This is a genomic window from Hallella mizrahii (assembly GCF_009695775.1).
GTDB lineage: Bacteria > Bacteroidota > Bacteroidia > Bacteroidales > Bacteroidaceae > Prevotella > Prevotella mizrahii.
In genome coordinates this window covers 66,232-85,838 of record NZ_VUNG01000006.1, presented here as the reverse complement: position 1 = coordinate 85,838, position 19,607 = coordinate 66,232, and the positions used below count along the sequence as shown (strand labels likewise).

At 50.0% G+C, this 19,607-nt stretch carries 13 protein-coding genes; 3 read left to right on the top strand and 10 right to left on the bottom strand.

Annotated features, from left to right (window positions below):
- Window positions 1–55 precede the first annotated feature (55 nt).
- From kduI to nrdD, 8 genes are all read right to left on the bottom strand, one after another.
- A complete protein-coding gene (gene kduI / locus FYJ73_RS04305) occupies window positions 56–1,033 on the bottom strand; it encodes a 5-dehydro-4-deoxy-D-glucuronate isomerase (protein WP_154533526.1) in 978 nt (325 codons plus the stop codon).
- Between the two features lie 85 nt (window positions 1,034–1,118).
- Window positions 1,119–2,489, bottom strand: a complete 1,371-nt coding sequence (locus FYJ73_RS04300) for a PTS galactitol transporter subunit IIC (RefSeq protein WP_154533477.1) — start codon at window positions 2,487–2,489, stop codon at window positions 1,119–1,121.
- Window positions 2,490–2,498: 9 nt separating this feature from the next.
- Window positions 2,499–3,293 carry a gluconate 5-dehydrogenase gene (locus FYJ73_RS04295; RefSeq protein ID WP_154533476.1) on the bottom strand — a complete coding sequence of 265 codons (795 nt, stop codon included), beginning with the start codon at window positions 3,291–3,293 and terminating at the stop codon, window positions 2,499–2,501.
- Window positions 3,294–3,401: 108 nt separating this feature from the next.
- Window positions 3,402–5,189: a hypothetical protein gene (locus tag FYJ73_RS04290; protein ID WP_154533475.1), complete on the bottom strand. Its 1,788-nt coding sequence runs from the start codon at window positions 5,187–5,189 to the stop codon at window positions 3,402–3,404.
- Between the two features lie 12 nt (window positions 5,190–5,201).
- Complete coding sequence (locus tag FYJ73_RS04285) at window positions 5,202–6,482, bottom strand: glycoside hydrolase family 88 protein (protein WP_154533474.1); 1,281 nt, start codon at window positions 6,480–6,482, stop codon at window positions 5,202–5,204.
- Window positions 6,483–6,534: 52 nt separating this feature from the next.
- Window positions 6,535–7,794, bottom strand: a complete 1,260-nt coding sequence (locus FYJ73_RS04280; RefSeq protein WP_154533473.1) for a DUF2264 domain-containing protein — start codon at window positions 7,792–7,794, stop codon at window positions 6,535–6,537.
- A 293-nt stretch (window positions 7,795–8,087) separates the two neighbouring features.
- Window positions 8,088–8,549, bottom strand: coding sequence for an anaerobic ribonucleoside-triphosphate reductase activating protein (gene nrdG, locus FYJ73_RS04275; protein ID WP_154533472.1), 462 nt, complete (start codon window positions 8,547–8,549; stop codon window positions 8,088–8,090).
- 3 nt (window positions 8,550–8,552) lie between these two features.
- Entirely contained in the window at window positions 8,553–10,718 is a 2,166-nt protein-coding gene (nrdD, locus tag FYJ73_RS04270) for an anaerobic ribonucleoside-triphosphate reductase (protein ID WP_154533471.1), read from the bottom strand.
- Window positions 10,719–11,325: 607 nt separating this feature from the next.
- Here nrdD and FYJ73_RS04265 point away from each other — a divergent pair.
- The gene (locus tag FYJ73_RS04265; RefSeq protein ID WP_154533470.1) at window positions 11,326–12,663 is read left to right on the top strand and encodes an NADP-specific glutamate dehydrogenase; all 1,338 of its coding nucleotides are present in this window, start codon (window positions 11,326–11,328) and stop codon (window positions 12,661–12,663) included.
- Between the two features lie 763 nt (window positions 12,664–13,426).
- Here FYJ73_RS04265 and spt read toward each other — a convergent pair.
- The gene (spt, locus tag FYJ73_RS04260; RefSeq protein ID WP_154533469.1) at window positions 13,427–14,617 is read right to left on the bottom strand and encodes a serine palmitoyltransferase; all 1,191 of its coding nucleotides are present in this window, start codon (window positions 14,615–14,617) and stop codon (window positions 13,427–13,429) included.
- Window positions 14,618–14,779: 162 nt separating this feature from the next.
- Here spt and FYJ73_RS04255 point away from each other — a divergent pair, with 162 nt between their 5' ends.
- Complete coding sequence (locus FYJ73_RS04255) at window positions 14,780–15,826, top strand: YegS/Rv2252/BmrU family lipid kinase (RefSeq protein ID WP_154533468.1); 1,047 nt, start codon at window positions 14,780–14,782, stop codon at window positions 15,824–15,826.
- Between the two features lie 376 nt (window positions 15,827–16,202).
- On the opposite strand, the gene FYJ73_RS04250 is transcribed toward FYJ73_RS04255, so the two are convergent.
- Window positions 16,203–16,919, bottom strand: a complete 717-nt coding sequence (locus tag FYJ73_RS04250) for a tRNA1(Val) (adenine(37)-N6)-methyltransferase (protein ID WP_154533467.1) — start codon at window positions 16,917–16,919, stop codon at window positions 16,203–16,205.
- 194 nt (window positions 16,920–17,113) lie between these two features.
- Between FYJ73_RS04250 and lon the strand changes: the two genes are divergently transcribed.
- Complete coding sequence (gene lon, locus FYJ73_RS04245; RefSeq protein ID WP_154533466.1) at window positions 17,114–19,606, top strand: endopeptidase La; 2,493 nt, start codon at window positions 17,114–17,116, stop codon at window positions 19,604–19,606.
- Window position 19,607 lies beyond the last annotated feature (1 nt).

Below are 19,607 nucleotides of genomic sequence, written 5' to 3'. Positions count from 1 at the left end.
TGTTTGTTTCAAATGAATCTATTATTCAAAAATAGGTGGAATGTGCCTTTCTATTCTATTCAAAATCCTTTGGCATCACCTTCTGCATGTCACCGTAGTCGAGGTTTTCACCGGCCATACCCCAGATAAAGGTGTAGTTGCTGGTTCCGGCTGCACAGTGCACGGACCATGAAGGGGAAATGACGGCTTCTTCATTGCTCAGCCACATGGGACGTGTCTCCTTGGGCTCACCCATGACGTGCAGGATACGCTGGCCGTCGGGAACCTTATAATAGAGGTAGGTCTCCATGCGGCGAAGATGGGTATGAGCAGGCATGGTGTTCCAAACACTACCCTCTTGCAACTCGGTGACACCCATCTGAAGCTGGCAGGTGCGCACGCCGGCAACACCGTCAATGATCAGCTGATGGATGACACGGGCATTGCTCTCCTTAAGACTTCCTGCCACGATGTTGTTGGCATCCTTGAGTGTCACCTTTTTTGTGGGGTAGGTCTGGTGAGCACAGGCTGAGTTCATGTAAAACTTAGCCGGATTGGTTGCGTCTTTACTGCTGAGCACGATCTGATGATCGTTCTTTGCGTCAGCACGGCCAATATAGATGGCTTCCTGAAATTTCAGGTCATAACTCTTGCCGTCCACCGTCACAGTACCGTCACCACCGATGTTGATGATGCCGATCTCACGGTTGTCGAGCAAACGTTTTTTGTCCGTAGTCTTCTCTGTATAGAGCGGTGCGATGCTCGTCAGCGTCAAAGGCTGTGTTGTCGGCTCGGCTCCCCCAATGAGGAAACGGTCAAAGAGGGAATAAGTCCAGTTGACCTCACCGGGTACAAAGACCTTTTGGATAAGGTATTCCTGACGCAGACGGTCTGTGGTATAGTGCTTGGCATCTACCGGACTGGTGGCATAGCGCACATTATAGTGTGTATAAGCATTTTCACTCTTCATAGGATATAAATTGGTTTTGCAATTTTGTGCGAAGCCCTGTACTGTTGCCAGACAGAGAAACAACGCTATCATAAACTTCTTCATCATATTTTCTTATTCCAAATACAGTATTGAACATGTGCCATTCTTATGGATTGACACACCTTATTATATATTGTTGTTTCCAACTTTACTTGTTGCTGTTTGCCAACTTTTCATTTTTGACGATCTGCTTATGGTTATAGACCATCAGGGCTAAGGTAAGCAACACCAGAGAGGCCGGACCAACATAGCGGACATAGCACGTGAGCTTGTAGATCACCCAGCCGATGAGCGACGAGGCGAAATCGAGCGCTCCTCCTGTGAAACCTTGAGGAATCTGCGCTGCTTTGTCCTTGGTGGCCTCAAAGACAGCATTGGCTGCCAGTGTGAAGTCAGGTGCCATGTCGGTGACAAAGTACAAGCCGAATATCAAAGCCACAAGACCGATGATAAATGTCTTCACTACGTTGCCCTTAGTATAGGGCAGGACGATCGGGAAGAGATAGAACATACCGGCCAAGGAGGCTAACGGAAGGAACTGATTGCCCGGCAGAATGACGGAGACGACAAGCACGGTGGGGATCAACAGAATCGAGACAACGAGTGTGGTCGGGTGTCCGATGACTAGCGCGGGGCTCATACCGATGTGCACCTTACGTCCGTGGAGTCGCTTGTCAACCATCTCTTGTGCCTTGACAGAGATAGGCTTCAAGCCGTCTATGAACAGTTTGGTGATGCGGGGAATGAGTTCCATGACAGCACCCATGGTCACGCCTAAAGTCAAGACCATCTTTACGTCGAAATGAGCTGCCACTCCGATGAGAATACCGACGATGACACCGAGGAGCAAAGGCTCGCCGAAGACACCGAACTTGCGCTTGAGACCTTCTGCGTCTACGTCGAGACGGGAGAATCCCGGAATCTTGTCGAGAGCTTTATTGATGACGACAGCAAAGGGCATAAAACTCTGACAGAATGGTTGCGGAATGCTGATGCCCTCGAGATCATAGTACTTTTGGAACTTCGTGGCAGTGATATCTGCAAGAACCAACGTGATGATGTAACACACAATAGCGGCAAAATAGCCCCAGGCGAGGCTCTCACCCATGACAAAATAAGCCACGGCACCAATGAAAGCATAGTGCCAGTAGTTCCACAAGTCAATGTTGAGCGTACTTGTTGTCTTTGTCAGCAACATGAGCACATTGATACCCAGGCAGATCGGAATGATGAGTGCTCCCACAGCTGTGTTGTAGGCAACAGAAGCAGCAGCCGGCCAGCCCATGTCGAAGACGTTGAGCTGGAGGTGATAAAGGTCACAAATAGCTTTCAGCGGATCGTTGAAGTTGGTAGTCAGCAAGGCTGTGACCACACCCAGCCCCACAAAGCCGACACCCACATAGAGTCCGGATTTGAGGGCCTGCCCGAACTTCATGCCGATACACAAGCCGATCACCGTGAAGATGATCGGCATCATGACCGATGCGCCTAAGCTGATAATATAGCTAAAGACATCCATGGTTCAGACTTACTTAGGCTGTTTACCGATGTAGGCGAGGATGCCGCCGTCGACATAGAGAATATGTCCGTTGACAAAATCAGAGGCATCGGATGCCAGGAACACAGCTGGACCTTGCAGGTCCTCAACTGTACCCCATCGGCCAGCAGGCGTCTTAGACACGATGAACTGGTCGAAAGGATGACGACTGCCGTCGGCCTGACGCTCACGCAAAGGTGCTGTCTGTGGTGTGGCAATATAGCCCGGACCGATACCATTGCACTGAATGTTGTATTCGCCATACTCAGAACAAATGTTACGTGTCAGCATTTTCAGACCACCCTTAGCGGCTGCATAGGCGGAGACCGTCTCACGGCCGAGCTCACTCATCATTGAGCAGATGTTGATGATCTTGCCATGTCCCTTCTTGATCATGCCGGGGATGACAGCTTTGGAAACGATGAAAGGTGCAGTCAGATCGATGTCGATGACCTGGCGAAACTCTTCAGCACTCATCTCTGTCATAGGGATTCGCTTGATGATACCGGCGTTGTTGACCAGAATGTCGATGGTTCCAAACTTCTGCTCGATGTCTGCAACCATCTTCTTAACGTCGTCTTCCTTGGTCACATCACAGATATAGCCCAAAGCCTCAATGCCTTTGGCCTTATAGTCAGCCATAGCCTGATCGAGATGGTGCTGGCTGCGGCAGTTGAAAGCAATCTTTGCACCAGCTTCAGCGTAAGCCTCTGCGATGGCCATTCCGATACCATAAGCAGCACCTGTGACGAGTGCCACTTTTCCTTGCAATGAAAAGTTGATCATGTTCTTATTCCTTTCTATGTTAATGTTATATTTTTGAATCGATCATTCTTTGTCTAATATATAATACGTACGAGTCCACTCAAATACTATATTCATCTTACCCAATCCCTAATCTATTCTATATATAATATGGTGTCGCGTTTGGGGCTTCCCCGCCACATAAGGAGCAAGTCGTTTGGAACGGATGGAGTTTTCTATCGTCTCTTTTGTCCATTGTGCATTGACACGGCTATCAGATTGAACGGTGAGCTGATTGTCGATACGTGTCAGTCCGGGTTGGAAGTCTACCTGATGATTTCGTCCCGTAAACTCGTCTGTGGAGATGGCGAGCAGTCCGGTATAGTCTTTGAGTCTGTCTGCCGTTTTCATTTTTACATTATCGCTGTATTCCAGCCCGTCGGCTCTGCTACGCAGTGTGAATCTACGGACAATGGAACTGTCATTTTCTGCCAGCGTCGCCTTCACGATGAAGTAATCTCCTTTGATGTCTATCGTTGGCTCACCGACGAGTCGAGCATTTGGCTTTCCTGTTGTAGGTTGATAATAACCAATAATATTGCCGGTGTTGTATTGCCTGTAGGGGATGACGAGATTGTCGGTCATGTCATCATGGATAGGTGCGAGGTATCCTGTGTAGCTTTTCTTGCCTTTGCTGAACGAGAAGCAAGCGAAACAGCGGGGAGTGAGCGTACGTACGATTTGCTGACAGGGGAAGAGTTTGCTGCCATGGTAACGACGCTCAAAGTCTGTCCAGCGCGTCGGACTCATGCCTTCTGTAGGCCAAAGCCGGTGCATCATCTCGGTCATCAGCAGCCGATGAGCCTGTACGCCCATGCGACGGGCACCTACATCCGGTCTCAAAAGGAAAGAACCATCATCGGTGGTCTGCTGTCTTTGTGCTATACGCTTTAAGCATTGCCGCTCGAAATAGAGGGCGTCGGCATTTCTTTGCATACAGGCCATCGTAGCGTAGCTCGTCACTTGGTCATAGAGGAAGAGGCTCCAGTCATTGCCGTTGGGCATGGCTTGCTCTCCGTCGGGCAGAGTGAGCCAGTTGAGGACGTTCTCTGTTACCTTGTCACAATTGTGGAGCAAAGCGCGCGAAGTCCATCGCTGGCGTTTACCTTGGAAAAGCCGCAGTGCCAATGCTGCCTCACCGAGTTCCTGGATGACTACATTCTGATACGAAGTATGGAAGAAATCGTGGTTTTGAAGCGTCCAGTCGGGATAGAGATTCGGTCCCTTGTAAAGATCACAAACGCGTGTAGCGTCATAGTCTGGGTCGATCACTGTCGTATCCAAAGCGTCGGTAGGATGGGAATAGCTGTTGACGGCGAAGGCACGCATCCGTTGGAACCATTGCGAAGCCAGCGGATCATCGGGGAAAAGACCGAGCGTAGCTGCAAGCACATCTACTTCCCAACCATTTTCCTCTGCCTTGGTGTCACCAATATAACCCGTCGGGATATCCCGCTCCAACTCGTAGTTGCACTCTGCTTTCAGCAAGTGGTAGATGTCAGTCTTCAAAGAGTCTGGCAATCTCTGCCACTGGAAATAGGCAGAGTAAGCCACAGACATTGCCCAAAGGCTGCTCTCCCACTGATGATCCTTCGCTGAGACAGACCCCCAGTAGCGGCCATCAAGACAGGGACGCTTACGTACTGCCTTGTGCGTATGCACTGCAAAGGCAAGTGTTTTCAGAGCCATCGAGTCTTCTCCCATGAATGCTGCCACCATGCTCAAGTCGGCATTGGTGCGCACGCCTCGTTCGTCGGCAGCCCCCGTGTGCTCACCTTTGAACACAGCATACTGGTTGTCGAGTGGCTGATAGTCGTTCCGCACGTATTGCATGAACGCAGACAGCATTGAAAGGATGGAGAGAAGAACGATGGACATAGACGTTTCCTTTTATCGGTTTTGACTACGCAGTGACTCCGTAGCCGCTAACAAGAAGGCACCAACGCCAAAGTCGGCCTGGCTGTCTTTGTCGACATGCTGCCCAGGAATGGCACGCTCCCCAATAGGCTGTACGTATCCGACACTGCCGTCAGACTGAAGAGCGACCGTCGTCAAATAGTTTTGAGCACGACGAATCACGGGCTTGAAAGTCTTGGCATTGAGCAGTCCGTGGTTCACGCCCCATTCCATGCCATAGGTGAAGAACGCAGTTCCGCTGGTCTCGGGACCTGGTGCTTGCTGAGGATCCATCATCGAGCGGGTCCAATAGCCTTCCGGTTGTTGTATCTTTGCTACAGCGAGAGCAAGCCGCTGATATTTCTTCAAGAAGAAATCGTAGTGGCGATAGCTCTTCGGCATGTCCTGCAGCACCTTAGCCAATCCCGCGAGCACCCAGCCGTCGCCGCGCGCCCAGAAGTCTTTCTTGCCGCTGTTGGTCTTATGCATCGGATAGATATACTTGCCGTCGCGGAAGTAAAGACCTGTCTCCTTGTCCAGCATGATGCTGTCGGAATAGCAGATATTATCGTAGAGCTTGTCGAGATAGCGCACGTCACCCGTGAGCTTGTACATCTTCATCATCACGGGCATGACCATATACAAGGCGTCAGCCCACCACCAATAGTCGTGAGCAGAGTGTGAGACAACGTATCCCATCACCTCCTTAGCTCTTGCCGTCATCAAGTCAGGGCTGCTGATCTCCATCTTTGTGAGAGTCTGTCCCTTGCTTTCTTGCTGGACTTGAAACATATTATATAAGTCGATGTAGGTCTGGAAACAGATCTGCCAGTCACCGAAGAGCACATGCTGTTGGTCTTCTCCGTATTTTTTATAGAGCCACTTAGCCGTATCAGCCTCAGTCGCTCCTTTCCATTGGTTATGCTCCGCCCACCGCAGACTATAGGCAAGGTATGCGTTGAGCTTATCTGTCAACAGTTTACGCCTTTTCGCAGACAGTTTTTTATTGCTGCTCAGCTCTTGCGTCAGCCATTTACAAACCTCCATGTTTCCGGTGTGATAAGCGGCTACATTCCAAAAAGCAGTCGCCTCCGGTGTATGATTCTTTTGCCAGTAGTCGTTGACCTTAAAAATCTGATTGAGTGTTTTCGCCTTCTGCTCAGTAGTGGCCTTGGCTTTTGCTTTGCGTTCAGTACGATACTGAGCTTGCAAAGATAATAGAGGCATCAAGGCGATCAGCACCATCCAGAGGTATTTGTTCTTGATCGTTATCATGTCTTTTGATTGAGATAGGTTGATGATAGTAGGTTTTCTTATACGAGAAAGTTTACCACTTGTCGTGTGTCTGAATCTGATCCTTCCACAGATGATCCTTCGGGAAGTCTTGTCCGTTCCAAGCTTTCACCTGTGTCCAAGGTTGGGCGGCATCCGTCCAAAAGGCATCATTGGCAGGCAGACCGAGCGGCATGAAGCACAGTGAAGCCATATACTCACTGCCATTGTTGGTATACCAGTCTGCCACCTGCGGCTGATGGCCACAGAATCCAATGTTAAGGAAACCTTTCTCGTTGTAGTTGTCACCCTTGTCCCACATGCGGTGCATGACCTTTGTCAGTGCTGCACGCACCTGTCCGTTGGTGAGTTCTTTGGGCAACTGCTTGTACCAAGCCAATAAAGCCAATGGCTGCATGGCTGCGTTGCGATAAGGAATGCTGCGTCCGAAAACGGGGAATGTACCTTCAGGAGAGATGAATCGCTCCAAGATGATAGAGAACTTTTGGCAACGGCTCAGCTCGCGGTTATAGTATTTCTGATAGTCGAGACGCGTGTTAGCCTTGGCATCTACCATAGCCTGAAGCGTTTCGAGATACATTGGATGGAAGACATAACTACTGTAATAGTTGAAGGTGAAGTCAGGCCCGTCGCTGTACCATCCGTCACCCGTATACCATTCCTCCATCTTACGGATGGCGGAGTTGACACGGTATTGGTCGTAGTCCCCGCCGGCTTTGGCCATGAAGCTCTCGATTGTAGAAGAGAAAAGGAGCCAATTGGTATAGGGTGGATCTATCTTCCGTAGTTTCTTGAACTCTTTGAAGTATTCCTCTTTGGTTTGCTTGTCCAGCGGCATCCACAGCGCGTCGTAAGCACGCAGAAAGCTCTCAGCGATGTAAGCGGCATCAACGAGATTTTGTCCGCCGATGCCCCAACAGAGATAATCGGGGTTCTTTGGGTCTACGGCATTCTTGTAGCTTTGGAGGGCCCATTCCCTCAACTGCTTGCGCATCTTACCCTCTTCCGTGTTGTCATCGGGCAAAGCCAGCCATGGAGCGATGCCGGCCATGAGACGGCCGAAGCATTCCATATAGGCCACCTTGCGGTTACGGTTGTCAAAGCTCGGCGAGAACTCCATCTGCATATTCTTTTGCAATTCGCCCTTCGCCATATTCTCCAGCACGGGCTGTGCCATCTTATAAGCCTGCCCTGCCCACCACTGGCGGTCAGAGATCACAGTCTTTTTCTTAGCATTTGCGGGTATCGTTAATACGATGAAGGCAAAAAGTAATAGATAAAGTGTTTTCTTCATAATGTTTGTTTTTGCAAAGATAGAAAAAAAAAGATAGCCGGACGGCGAAAAAATGACTTTTTTAGTGCAATAATCATTATTTCAGCGTTCCGGCTATCCTTTATAATGCTTTACTCGTCAGCAATTGCGTCCTCGTAGTTGGTCCTTTTGTCCACGTTTGCGCCAAATTAGATCCTCATCCTCTATCAACGACAAATCCGCAACCAAGCAGAGCCAATGGTTGCGGATAGGATAAAAAACGCGATGGTGCCAGACGGCAGAAAGGCTTCCGCCTTTAGTCTCGACCTTTTCGCTTACTTCCAAAAAGAGGCGGTGATGTCGTGAAGCTGGTTGCCGACGACATGATAGAGTCGTTGGTTGGTCGTGCGACAGTTGAGCGGTCCGAGATGCTTGATGTAGGGCCCCACCTTGATGTAGTCGAAGTTGTGCTTGTCGATGGCATGGTCGATGCGCAGACGGCCGCTGTACCATCCCACTCTCATCCCCGGATGCTTCTCCCGGACGTGGGCGGCGAGGTGGTTGACCGACTGCGGCTCAGCGTCACCTCCCATCAGACAGACACACGTCACGAGTCCGTCGTTGTCAGCAATCAGCTGATCGAGGGCATCGGTGGAGAGCGGGTTGCCGAAGTCCTGGGCGAGATAGCTGCTGTGGCATCCCGGACAGTGGCACGGACACCGTGAGATGTTGATGGCCAGCGTCGTCTCGTCCGGGATCTCCTGAAACACGATGTCGGTATTGACGTACTTCAGCATTGCTTACTTCTCCTCCTTTACTGTTTGATGTGCCTTGCTTCGCTCGCCGAGGGCAAAGGTCTGTGTCTTCGGCAGGCGGTCGATGCCCGCGTAGAAGCGACGGTGGGCCTCGGACTGGCGGGCCTCGGAGAAGTTGCTCACGCGCTTGAGGTAGCCGATGATACGCGTCAGATAGTCGACATTCTTGGAGTGGCAGACCGGGCACTCCTTGAGGTAACGCTTGTCGATATGACCGCAGTCGTTGCAGACGGTATTGGGGATGTTATAGGTGAAATAGTTGCAGCCCTCGTGAGCGGCCACGCGGAAAAGCTGACGATACTGCTTCTGGGAGAGATGCTCGTCGAGGTTCATGTGCAGTGCGGAGCCGCCGGTGAGGTGCTCGATATAGGGAGCGCCATGGAGCTTGAACTTGTCGAGGATGCTCAGCGAGTCGTCTTCCACCACATAGAAATAGCTGTTGTAGCAGTCGCGCGGCACGAAATAGCCGTCCTCGCGGTCCCACTTGGCGTGCTTGACACCGACGTTCTCTGCCGGGATCATCTCGCAGTTGAACATCACCTCCTTGCTGCGGTACTGTTTGTTGTACTTTTCTATCATTCCCAAGATGTCCTGCACGAAATGCTTATAGTCGTCGTTTGGCGTGATCTGCAGGCCCATGAACTCAGCAGCCTCCACGAGTCCGTTGATGCCAATGGTGAGATACTGCCGGTTGATGTTGATATATCCGGCATCGAAGAGCGGCAGCATGCCGTGTGCCTGCAACTCCTTGAGATTCTCGTTGTAGGCGAGTTGCACCTTATGACAGAGGTCGATGACATGAGAGAGGAAGGCATGGTAGTCGCCATCGTGGTTCACACCATACTGTATGCAGCGGTTGAGGTTGATCGTCAGCACGCTCTTGGAACCAGTAGAGACGCCACCGGCACCGAGCGTATAGCTGAAACCGTTGTCCTGGATCTCGTTGCGCAGTCGGCAGCACGAGCTCAACGAGTCGGCATTGTCGCTCAGATAGGTGAAGAAACTGTGTCCCTCGGCATACATCTCTGCCGCGAAGTCAGCCCACTCCTTGTCCTTGCAGTCGCCGTCCTCGGTCAGCATGGCCATGGTCTCCACGGGGAAGGTGAGCACCGTCTTGGTGCGTTCTTGGTTAAACCACTTCATGAAGCGCTTCTGCAACCAGTTGAGCCCGTCCCAGTCGGGCTGCGTGCCGTCGGGGAAGTAGAAGTTGCCGAAGATAGAGTCGAAGTAATATTTGTCGTAGTAGCTGATGTTCCAGAACACCGCCTGATAGTTGCGGGCACCGGTGGGCTGGTTGAGCGAGTAGACGATCTGCTCAAAGCAGTCGGTGATGATCTTGTCGATCGTGCGCTTCTTCAGGCTGAGATCCACGACATCATCGGCGTGCTTATAGTAGTCTTTGCCGTATTCCTTCTGTATGAAGTAGTTCATATACATCAGGAATTCCGGTGTGGCGCAGGCACCGGCGAGCATGCTGCTGACCATGAACACCATGTTGATGAATCCGCCGCAGAAGCTCTTGAGGTTTGTCGGTGCCGTGGAGTTGCCGCCGATGCTGGTCGTGCCGCCGATGAGCCAGGGGTACATCGTGATCGAGGCACAGTAGTTGGCCAGGTTGGTCTCGTCGTTCTTATATATAAAGTGGTGTGTGAGCTTGTCGATATATTCGTCGGCGAGCTCCTTGCCATACATCTTCTTGATGCGCTCAACCAGCAGCCGTCGGTTCAGCCGGATGAAGTTTTTCTTTGGCAGTTCACCGGCAAGAGTGGCGATATTCTTATGCTCCACGTTGGCGTTGGCGTCGAATTTAGAGCCTGTGGCAGCGTTTTCGGCCTGCATATAGTCCGAGAGGAACTTCATCTTGTCGAGCACCTCACGGTCCTCCTTATGCTCCTGACGGTAGATGATAAACGATTTTGCGACACGATAGTAGCCCTCTCTCATGAGTGCTTCCTCGACTTGGTTTTGGATGTCCTCCACTTTCACGCCGTCCTGAATGTCGAGATGGCTGAGGATTTTGGAGATAGCTCCGAGATTGATCGGTTCATTGACCGAATTGAATGCTTTGAGGATCGCATTCATGATCTTGTCGAGCGAGAAAGCTTCTTTTGAGCCGTCACGCTTGGTAATGGCGAAGTTGTTCATTTCCATGCCTTTAATAGCTTTATCTAAATGGTTTTAGAATGTTTTCTTTTTTTTGTTTGTCTTCATGATCGTTGACTAAAATGGGAAACTTTTTTGTTTTCTCTCTTGCAAATGTTTTCCAAAAAAGAAAATTATTTCTTCTTTTCGAGCAGATAAAGTTTTCCATAGTTTCCAACTTTTCATGTGCAAAGTTAAGCAAAAAAAAACGAGATTGTATGGTTCAACACAGATAATTCTTCCCCATTTCACGTAATTTAATGAGCCGTTTTTTACATCTTATTCAACCGTCACATGAGTGGAGTCTAACTAAGAATTGATATTCATCTACTTACGACTTTCCTTTCTTGGAGTTTATGACAAAGTGCGATACAGGTTCATCTTAGGGTGGACGGCAGTCATAAAAAACCGTCTTTGTTCGCAGGCATGAAAAGGGGATAAAGTTACAAATTTGGTGTTTTGCGATAAATATTTTGTCTATTTGTTGGTTTTTTCACAGAAAAGGTATACCTTTGCAAAAGATAAAGAAATAGTTGCATGGAGATACATGCACATACACATTATTATATATAGAAGAGAGCAAACTTAAACATCCAATAAAGAAAACAACCAGATTATGAAAGCAACAGAAGTAGTAGCTCGCTTGGAGCAACGTTTCCCCAACCAGCCCGAGTATATCCAGGCCGTCAGCCAGGTACTCGGTACCATCGAGGAAGAGTACAACAAACATCCGGAGTTTGACCGCGCCAATCTCATTGAGCGGTTGTGCATCCCCGACCGTATCATTCAGTTCCGCGTCAACTGGGTTGACGACAAGGGCAACGTGCAGACCAACATGGGCTATCGCATCCAGCACAACAATGCCATCGGCCCTTACAAAGGTGGCTTGCGCTTCCATGCGTCGGTGAATGTCAGCATTCTGAAGTTCCTCGCCTTTGAGCAGACTTTCAAGAACTCACTCACCACGTTACCCATGGGTGGCGCAAAGGGCGGTTCAGACTTCTCACCCCGTGGCAAGTCCAATGCCGAGGTGATGCGCTTCTGCCAGGCTTTCATGCGTGAACTGTGGAACTATATCGGTCCGGACTGCGACGTGCCTGCCGGCGACATCGGTGTGGGCGGACGCGAGGTCGGCTATATGTTTGGCCAGTACAAGGCACTCACTCATCAGTTTGTTGGCATCCTCACAGGCAAGGGCCAGGAGTTTGGCGGCTCGCTGATCCGTCCTGAGGCTACCGGCTACGGCAATGTCTACTTCCTTCAGGACATGCTCGCCACAAAGGGCATCGACCTCAAGGGCAAGAAAGTGCTTGTCTCAGGTGCCGGAAACGTGGCTCAGTACACCATGGAGAAGCTCCTGCAGCTCGGTGCCACCCCGATGACCTGCTCCGACTCCGACGGATACATCTACGATCCCGACGGCATCGACGAGAAGAAACTGGCCTACATCATGGAACTGAAGAACATCGAGCGCGGACGTATCAAGGAGTATGTCGAGGAGTATCCGACGGCCAAATACGTAGCCGGTGCCAAGCCTTGGGGCGAGAAAGCCGACATCGCCACACCGTGCGCTACGCAGAACGAGATCGACGGCGAGGCTGCCAAGACACTGGTCGCCAATGGTGTCATCGCTGTGAGCGAAGGTGCCAACATGCCGTCAACGCCTGAGGCTGTGAAAGTCTTCCAGGACAGCAAGATCCTCTACTGCCCGGGCAAGGCCAGCAACGCCGGAGGCGTGGCTGTATCCGGATTGGAGATGACACAGAACTCCGAGCGACTGAAGTGGAGCCGCGAGGAAGTCGACGAGAAGCTCCACAGCATCATGAACTCCATCCATGCCGAGTGCGTGAAGTATGGCACCGAGGCCGACGGTTATGTCAACTATGTCAAGGGTGCCAACGTCGCCGGATTCCTGAAAGTAGCCAAGGCTATGATGGCTCAGGGCATCGTATAAGAGATTCTAACTAACAGAACAAATCAAGCGTCTCTTCATGGTTAATATCCATGAGGGGACGTTTTCTTTATATATGACCCGGAAATGTTTTCTCTTTCCGCTGTACATGTTAATGTATAAAAGACTTCACATCTCTTTTTAAATTAGTTTACAAAATCCTTTCACCGTTGGGTTGTAATCTAGAAAGAAAATGAAGATCAAACGTGGTCAAAACAGGTTTTGATGTGTCTAAATGGGAGAGAGTCACGAAGAAAACAGTTAGATGACCTGTAGAAAACACTTGTTTGATCGTGAGAAACAACTGAGATGACTGGGTCAAACAAGTGAGATGACAAGGTAAAAGTAGTGTTTTTATAGGCGTTTTAGTGGTAGAGAGCTGGTTGAGTGAATGTGACTCGATAGTACAAATCAATATTTCCCGTATATGTTCCTGATTATCTGGCAGTTATAAAAATATAGCAAAAATGGCGAAAATTGGGGCGTCTTGGAGTGATGCTGGGTAAAATCGCGATTATAAGCGCGGAAAAATGTCACTTTATATAACAAGTCAAAGAATAAAATATTATCAAAATCAATAGTGCTATTTGTATTTTGATGTATAAGTAGCTTCTCGAAAGTAGATATACTACTAAAAAGCATCAGCCCCGTCAGTACATCCTGACGGGGCTAAGATATGCTCTGTAATACTGTTTGCTTTGGTGCACTCGTCACCTATCCCCCGTTTAAAGCGTAGCCTTAAACTAAACGGTGGGATGAAAACGGTTTAATCCTTGATGATACCTTGCTCGACAAAGATCTGCTTGAGGATCTCTACACCGCGCTCTACCTGCTCTTTGCTGTGAGTAGCCATCAGTGCGAAGCGCACCAGAGTATCCTGCGGAGCACATGCTGGCGGAATGACGGGATTGATAAATACGCCACGGTCAAAGGCCAGCTTGGTGACGAGGAATGTCTTGTAGCTGTCGCGGACATACAGCGGAATGATAGGACTCTCGGTCTCGCCAATCTCGAAGCCCTCCTCGCGGAAGCGTTTCAGCGCATAGTTGGTCACATCCCACAGGTGCTGGATACGCTCTGGCTCCTCCTGGATGATGTGCAGAGCCTCAATAGCAGCGGCTGTTGCGGCCGGCGTGTCACTGGCGGAGAAGATATAGGTGCGGGAAGTGTGACGCAGATAGTTGATAGTATCCCAGTCTGAAGCCACAAAGCCACCGATGGAAGCAAGACTCTTGGAGAACGTACCCATGATGACGTCTACCTCATCCTGCAGGCCAAAGTGATGGCAGACACCACGGCCCTGCTCACCGAAGACACCGAGACCATGAGCCTCGTCGACCATGATCGAACAGTTGTATTTATGTTTCAGTTCCACGATCTCCGGCAATTTAGCCAAGTCGCCTTCCATGGAGAAGACACCATCAACGACAATCAGCTTCACAGCCTCGTGGGGCAACTTCTTCAAAACGCGCTCCAAGTCCTCCATGTCGTTGTGCTTGTAGTGGAGCTGAGTAGCGAAACTCAGACGACGACCGTCAACGATGGAAGCGTGATCGCGGTCATCGCAGATGACATAGTCACCACGACCGACCAACTGGGGAATGACTCCGGCATTGACAGAGAAACCTGTAGAGAAGCAGAGAGCAGCGTCTTTGTGCTCAAACTCTGCCAGCTCTTTCTCCAACTGTACGTGGATGTCAAGGGTACCATTGAGGAAACGGCTGCCTGCGCAACCGGAACCATACTTGAGAAGAGCCTTTTCGGCGGCAGCAATCACACGATCGTCGCCTGTCAGACCTGTGTAGGCGTTACTTCCAAACATCAGCACCTGATGACCTTCCATGGTCACTTCCGGGCCTTGTTTGCTGGTAATTTCACGGAAATAAGGATATACGCCTTCCTCCATGTACTGCTGTGGTACACGGTAGTTCTTGTATCTTTCTTGTAACTGTCCCATTATTTAAATAGGTGTAGATAACACTACGTTGTTTATACTTAGGCTGCAAAGTTACAAAATTTATGGCACAATCAGTGCTTTTTGCGCAGAAATCATCAGATTTTGCAATTTTTATTGATCTTTTCTTCTTTGATTTCATTTATATTACATAAATTTGCCCTTATGAAAAAGAAAATACTGTTCATCATCAACCCCATTTCCGGGACGACGAGCAAACGGGTTATTCCTGAGTTTATTACTCATAACATTAATCATGACTTGTTTGACATCGATATTCAAATGACGCAAGGTCCCGGTGATGCCACATCGTTGGCCAAAGCAGCCAGTGATCGCGGCGTGGATGCTGTGGTGGCTGTTGGTGGTGACGGTACTGTGAATGAGGTGGCACGTAGCTTGGTTCATACCCGTACGGCACTGGGTATCATCCCTTGCGGATCGGGAAACGGACTGGCCCGGCACTTGCTCATACCACGCGACATCAAGAAGAGCCTCGGCATCATCAACGACTTTGTGATCCATGATCTCGATTACTGCGTGATCAACGACATGCCGTTTTTCTGTACCTGTGGCATGGGCTTTGATGCTTTTGTCAGCCAGAAGTTCGCCGAAGCAGGAAAGCGTGGGCCGGTGACCTACGTGCAGAAAGTGCTGGAGGAAGGCTTGAAATATAAGCCGGAGACCTATATATTAAAAGACGACACGGGTACGCAGAGCTACAAAGCCTTTCTGATCACCTGCGCCAACGCCTCGCAATATGGCAACAACGCCTATATTGCTCCGCAAGCGTCGATGAGCGACGGACTGATGGACGTGGTGATCATGGAGCCTTTCAACGTCATTGAGGCTCCGCAGATTGCTATCGACATGTTCAGCAAGACGCTCAACAAAAGCTCTCGCATCAAGACTTTTCGCACCAAACACCTCACCATTCACCGTGAGGAGCCCGGCGTGATTCACTACGATGGCGATCCGGCGATGACAGGCAAGGACATTGATGTGCATGTCGAGGAAAAAGGCATCCGCATCATCGTCAACCCCAATGGCGACAAACGCTTGCGCAGCCCCAATCTCCTGCAATCGAGTGCGGCAGATCTCTTTAATGACCTCTCGGGGCTTCACGACGATCTCGTCAAGCAGACGCGCAGAGGTATCGCATTGACAAAACTGTTGCAAAAGAAATTTGGGAAGACGATCAATAATATTAAATAACTGGAGCCTCACCCCACCCCAGCCTCACCCCCTTACCCCTCTCCCAAGGAGAGGGGAGTAAAATGCTTCAAGAGTCGTATTCCCTAAAAGATTCTTTGTTCTCAAGAATTTGAGAATGAGAGAATTTCATGTACATCTTGGTGAATTGATAAGAATTTGAGGACATAAGCCGCAAAGACACTTTCGTTCTAATAATCCTTTTTAATTCCAGCCGATAGAATTTTCTCAATTTTCAAATTCTGGGGGTAAAAAGGTAACCTCAAAGTTCTTTTGCAGAACAGTTGGCGCTACACCTTATTATATATAGGTGAGAATTCTCCCGTACATGAGCTGTATTTATTTTATGTAGTAGATTCCCTATTCTCAAAAAGAGACTCTATTTGACATAGAAGTCTGCGGTGAGCTGTTGATACCAGGCACTTCTGCTGCCGTCGGCATTCATCAGACACTGCTCGGAGTGCTCGGAAGGACTGTGGAATGAGCGGCTGAAGGAGACCAGCACACGTGAGGGGAGTTTTCGTGGCGTCGTTCGCAATAGCAGTTCATGGGCTTTTCTGAATCCCAGCAGATAAGCTTCAGTCTCCAAAGCCTCCAGAGAGAGCGTCGGAGCAACAACATTGACAGTAGCGGAATCGGTAGCGTATACCTTTGCAAAAGCAAAGATGTCCCGAAACGTCAGGCTCTTCTCCCCCGCATGACGTGCCATCGCGCGAGAAGCCTCCGGCGCTTTCAGACTGTTGAGAAAATAAGGAGGATTGCAGACAATGCTGTCGTAAGACCTTGACGGACGGAAATCTTGCAGAGCCGCGTGTGTCACGGTGACTCTGTCAGCGAAAGGAGAGCACCTCACATTGTCAGCCGCCTGCCCGGCCGCCTCACGGTCGATTTCAATGGCATCGATGTTGGCGGACGGAAACCGCTGTGCCATCATCAGCGCGACGACGCCCGTTCCTGTCCCGATGTCAAGGATATGTGTTCCTCCTTTAGCCCATGCACCCAACAACACACCGTCTGTACCTACCTTCATGGCACAGTGTTGTTGTCCTACGAAAAACTGTCGGAACTGAAACCCTTCTTTTTCTTTATGACTCATAATGCTTAAACGCTTAATTAAGCGAATTATTTTGCTGAAAAGACGATTGTTAGCTGATTGTTGGTCAAATGTTTGTCTCAGTTTAGTGTTTTTTATCCAATAGACTCAATCTATATGGTATAATTTTTGTAACTTTGCAAATTAAAAGTAGTAGACAATCCTTCATACAGCTTGAAACAAGGAACAAAATATTCATGAATAAGAATCAAAATACAACCATCCAGATGTTCGCTGACTTCGAAGGCGACACCACTAACATCTTCTACACCCAAGCCCCGGACGAAGTACCCCTGCTGGCGACGCGCAACATGGTGCTCTTTCCTGGTGTTATGGTGCCCATACTGTTAGGAAGAAAAACCAGTCTCAATTTGGCCAGAATGCTTGACAAGGCCAATGATGGTACAATTTGTGCCATTTTCTGTCAGCGTGAAGCCGATGTCGACTCGCCCAAATTGTCAGATCTCTACAATATCGGAGTCTATGCGCGATTGGTGAAGATGATCGAGTTGCCGGCAGCCGATAACATCACAGCCATCTTTCAGGCACTCGGACGGTGTGAACTTGAAAAGATCACAAGCTACAAACCCTATTATACGGGTATTGTGAAGGGTATTCCCGAACATTATCCTGATAACAAGGAAAAACATAAAGACGAGTATAAGACCCTGATAGCTGATTTGCAATCTACCACAGAGAGACTCGTCCATGTCAGTGATGAGATTCCTGATGACTTATCGGTGCCGATGAACAATTTGAGGGACGACACCATGCGTATCAACTATGCATGTACCAACCTGCCGTTCTCTGTGCGAGACAAAATCAAATTGTTGCAGGTCAATGATGTCTTTCAGCGACTTGTGGAAGTGCTGAAACTGGAGAACCGCGATATCCAGCTCAATGAGCTGAAGAACCAGATCCGTCAAAAGACACATATGGATCTGGACGAGCAGCAAAAGGAATACTTCCTGCAGCAGCAGATGAAGAACATCCGCGAAGAGCTTGGCTCAGACGGCGGTTCTACTGAGAAGCATGAGCTGGAGGAGAAAGCCAAGAACAAGAAATGGTCCGCCGAGGTGGCCAAACTCTTCAAAAAGGAGCTTGACAAACTCGACATGTTGAACCCACAAAGTCCGGAATACAGTGTGCAGGTCAACTATCTTGAGCAGCTCGTAGGCCTGCCCTGGGGTGAATATACCGAGGATAACCTCGACCTGAAACGTGCCCGTCGCATCCTCGACCACGACCACTATGGCATGGAAAAGGTCAAGGAGCGCATTCTGGAATACCTCGCTGTGCTGCAGTTGCGCGGTGACTTGAAGTCGCCGATCATCTGTCTCTACGGTCCACCGGGAGTCGGCAAGACCTCGTTGGGCAAGAGCATTGCGGCAGCCATGAAGCGGAAGTACGTGCGCATGTCACTGGGCGGACTCCACGACGAGAGTGAGATCCGTGGTCACCGCCGTACGTATGTCGGTGCCATGCCCGGTCGTATCATCAAAAGCATTCAGAAAGCAGGTTCATCCAACCCCGTGTTTATTCTCGACGAGATCGACAAAGTGACCCAGAATACCATCAACGGCGACCCGGCATCAGCCCTTCTGGAGGTGCTCGATCCTGAGCAGAACAATGCCTTCCACGACAACTTCCTGGATGTAGACTACGATCTCTCCAAGGTGCTGTTCATTGCCACTGCCAACGACCTCAATACGATCCCACGCCCGCTGCTCGACCGTATGGAGATCATTGAGGTGTCGGGCTACATCACGGAGGAAAAGACAGAGATTGCCAAGCGCCATCTGGTACCGCGCGAACTGAAGAATACGGGCCTTGACACCATCGACCCGCCGGTGAAGTTCACCAAGCAGGCACTGGAGAAAATTATCGAGTCGTATACCCGGGAAAGTGGCGTGCGACAGCTGGAAAAGCAGATCAACAAGGCACTGCGCAAACTGGCCTTCAAAAAGGCCATGGACGGTAAGCTCGAATATACCACCATCACTCCAGCCGCTCTGCAGGAACTGCTGGGCAATCCACCTTTTTACCGCGACATCTACCAGGGCAACGACTATGCCGGTGTCGTCACGGGACTGGCCTGGACAAGCGTGGGCGGTGAGATTCTTTTCATCGAGACCTCTCTGTCCAAAGGCAAGGGTGGCAAGCTCACGCTGACGGGTAACCTTGGCGACGTGATGAAGGAAAGTGCCATCATCGCCCTGCAATATGTCAAAGCTCATTGCGACACGCTGAACATAGACTATCGCATCTTTGACAACTGGAATATCCATATCCATGTGCCCGAAGGCGCTACGCCGAAGGACGGCCCCTCGGCCGGTATCACCATTGCCACGTCGATCGCATCGGCCGTCACTCAGCGCAAGGTACGCAAGAACACTGCCATGACGGGCGAAATCACGCTGCGTGGAAAAGTGCTGCCCGTGGGTGGCATCAAAGAGAAAATCCTCGCTGCCAAACGTGCCGGCATCACCGACATCGTCATGTGCCGCGACAACAAGAAAGACATTGAGGAGATTCCCGAGAAGTATCGCAAGGGCGTAGCGTTCCACTATGTCGAGAACGTACAGGATGTCTGGGACTTCGCCCTCACCGACGAGATCGTGGCCAACCCCGTCGACCTGTCCATCCCCGAGGAAGACGGCGACAGCAACAACAAGAAGAAAGACGAATAAA

Coding starts and splice junctions, on each gene's coding strand:
- FYJ73_RS04250 (WP_154533467.1), bottom strand. CDS start 16,919: ATGAGTCATAAAGAAAAAGAAGGGTTTCAGTTCCGACAGTTTTTCGTA.
- FYJ73_RS04255 (WP_154533468.1), top strand. CDS start 14,780: ATGAAAAAGAAAATACTGTTCATCATCAACCCCATTTCCGGGACGACG.
- FYJ73_RS04290 (WP_154533475.1), bottom strand. CDS start 5,189: ATGTCCATCGTTCTTCTCTCCATCCTTTCAATGCTGTCTGCGTTCATG.
- FYJ73_RS04300 (WP_154533477.1), bottom strand. CDS start 2,489: ATGGATGTCTTTAGCTATATTATCAGCTTAGGCGCATCGGTCATGATG.
- spt (WP_154533469.1), bottom strand. CDS start 14,617: ATGGGACAGTTACAAGAAAGATACAAGAACTACCGTGTACCACAGCAG.
- kduI (WP_154533526.1), bottom strand. CDS start 1,033: ATGAAGAAGTTTATGATAGCGTTGTTTCTCTGTCTGGCAACAGTACAG.
- FYJ73_RS04295 (WP_154533476.1), bottom strand. CDS start 3,293: ATGATCAACTTTTCATTGCAAGGAAAAGTGGCACTCGTCACAGGTGCT.
- FYJ73_RS04280 (WP_154533473.1), bottom strand. CDS start 7,794: ATGAAGAAAACACTTTATCTATTACTTTTTGCCTTCATCGTATTAACG.
- FYJ73_RS04265 (WP_154533470.1), top strand. CDS start 11,326: ATGAAAGCAACAGAAGTAGTAGCTCGCTTGGAGCAACGTTTCCCCAAC.
- nrdD (WP_154533471.1), bottom strand. CDS start 10,718: ATGGAAATGAACAACTTCGCCATTACCAAGCGTGACGGCTCAAAAGAA.
- lon (WP_154533466.1), top strand. CDS start 17,114: ATGAATAAGAATCAAAATACAACCATCCAGATGTTCGCTGACTTCGAA.
- nrdG (WP_154533472.1), bottom strand. CDS start 8,549: ATGCTGAAGTACGTCAATACCGACATCGTGTTTCAGGAGATCCCGGAC.
- FYJ73_RS04285 (WP_154533474.1), bottom strand. CDS start 6,482: ATGATAACGATCAAGAACAAATACCTCTGGATGGTGCTGATCGCCTTG.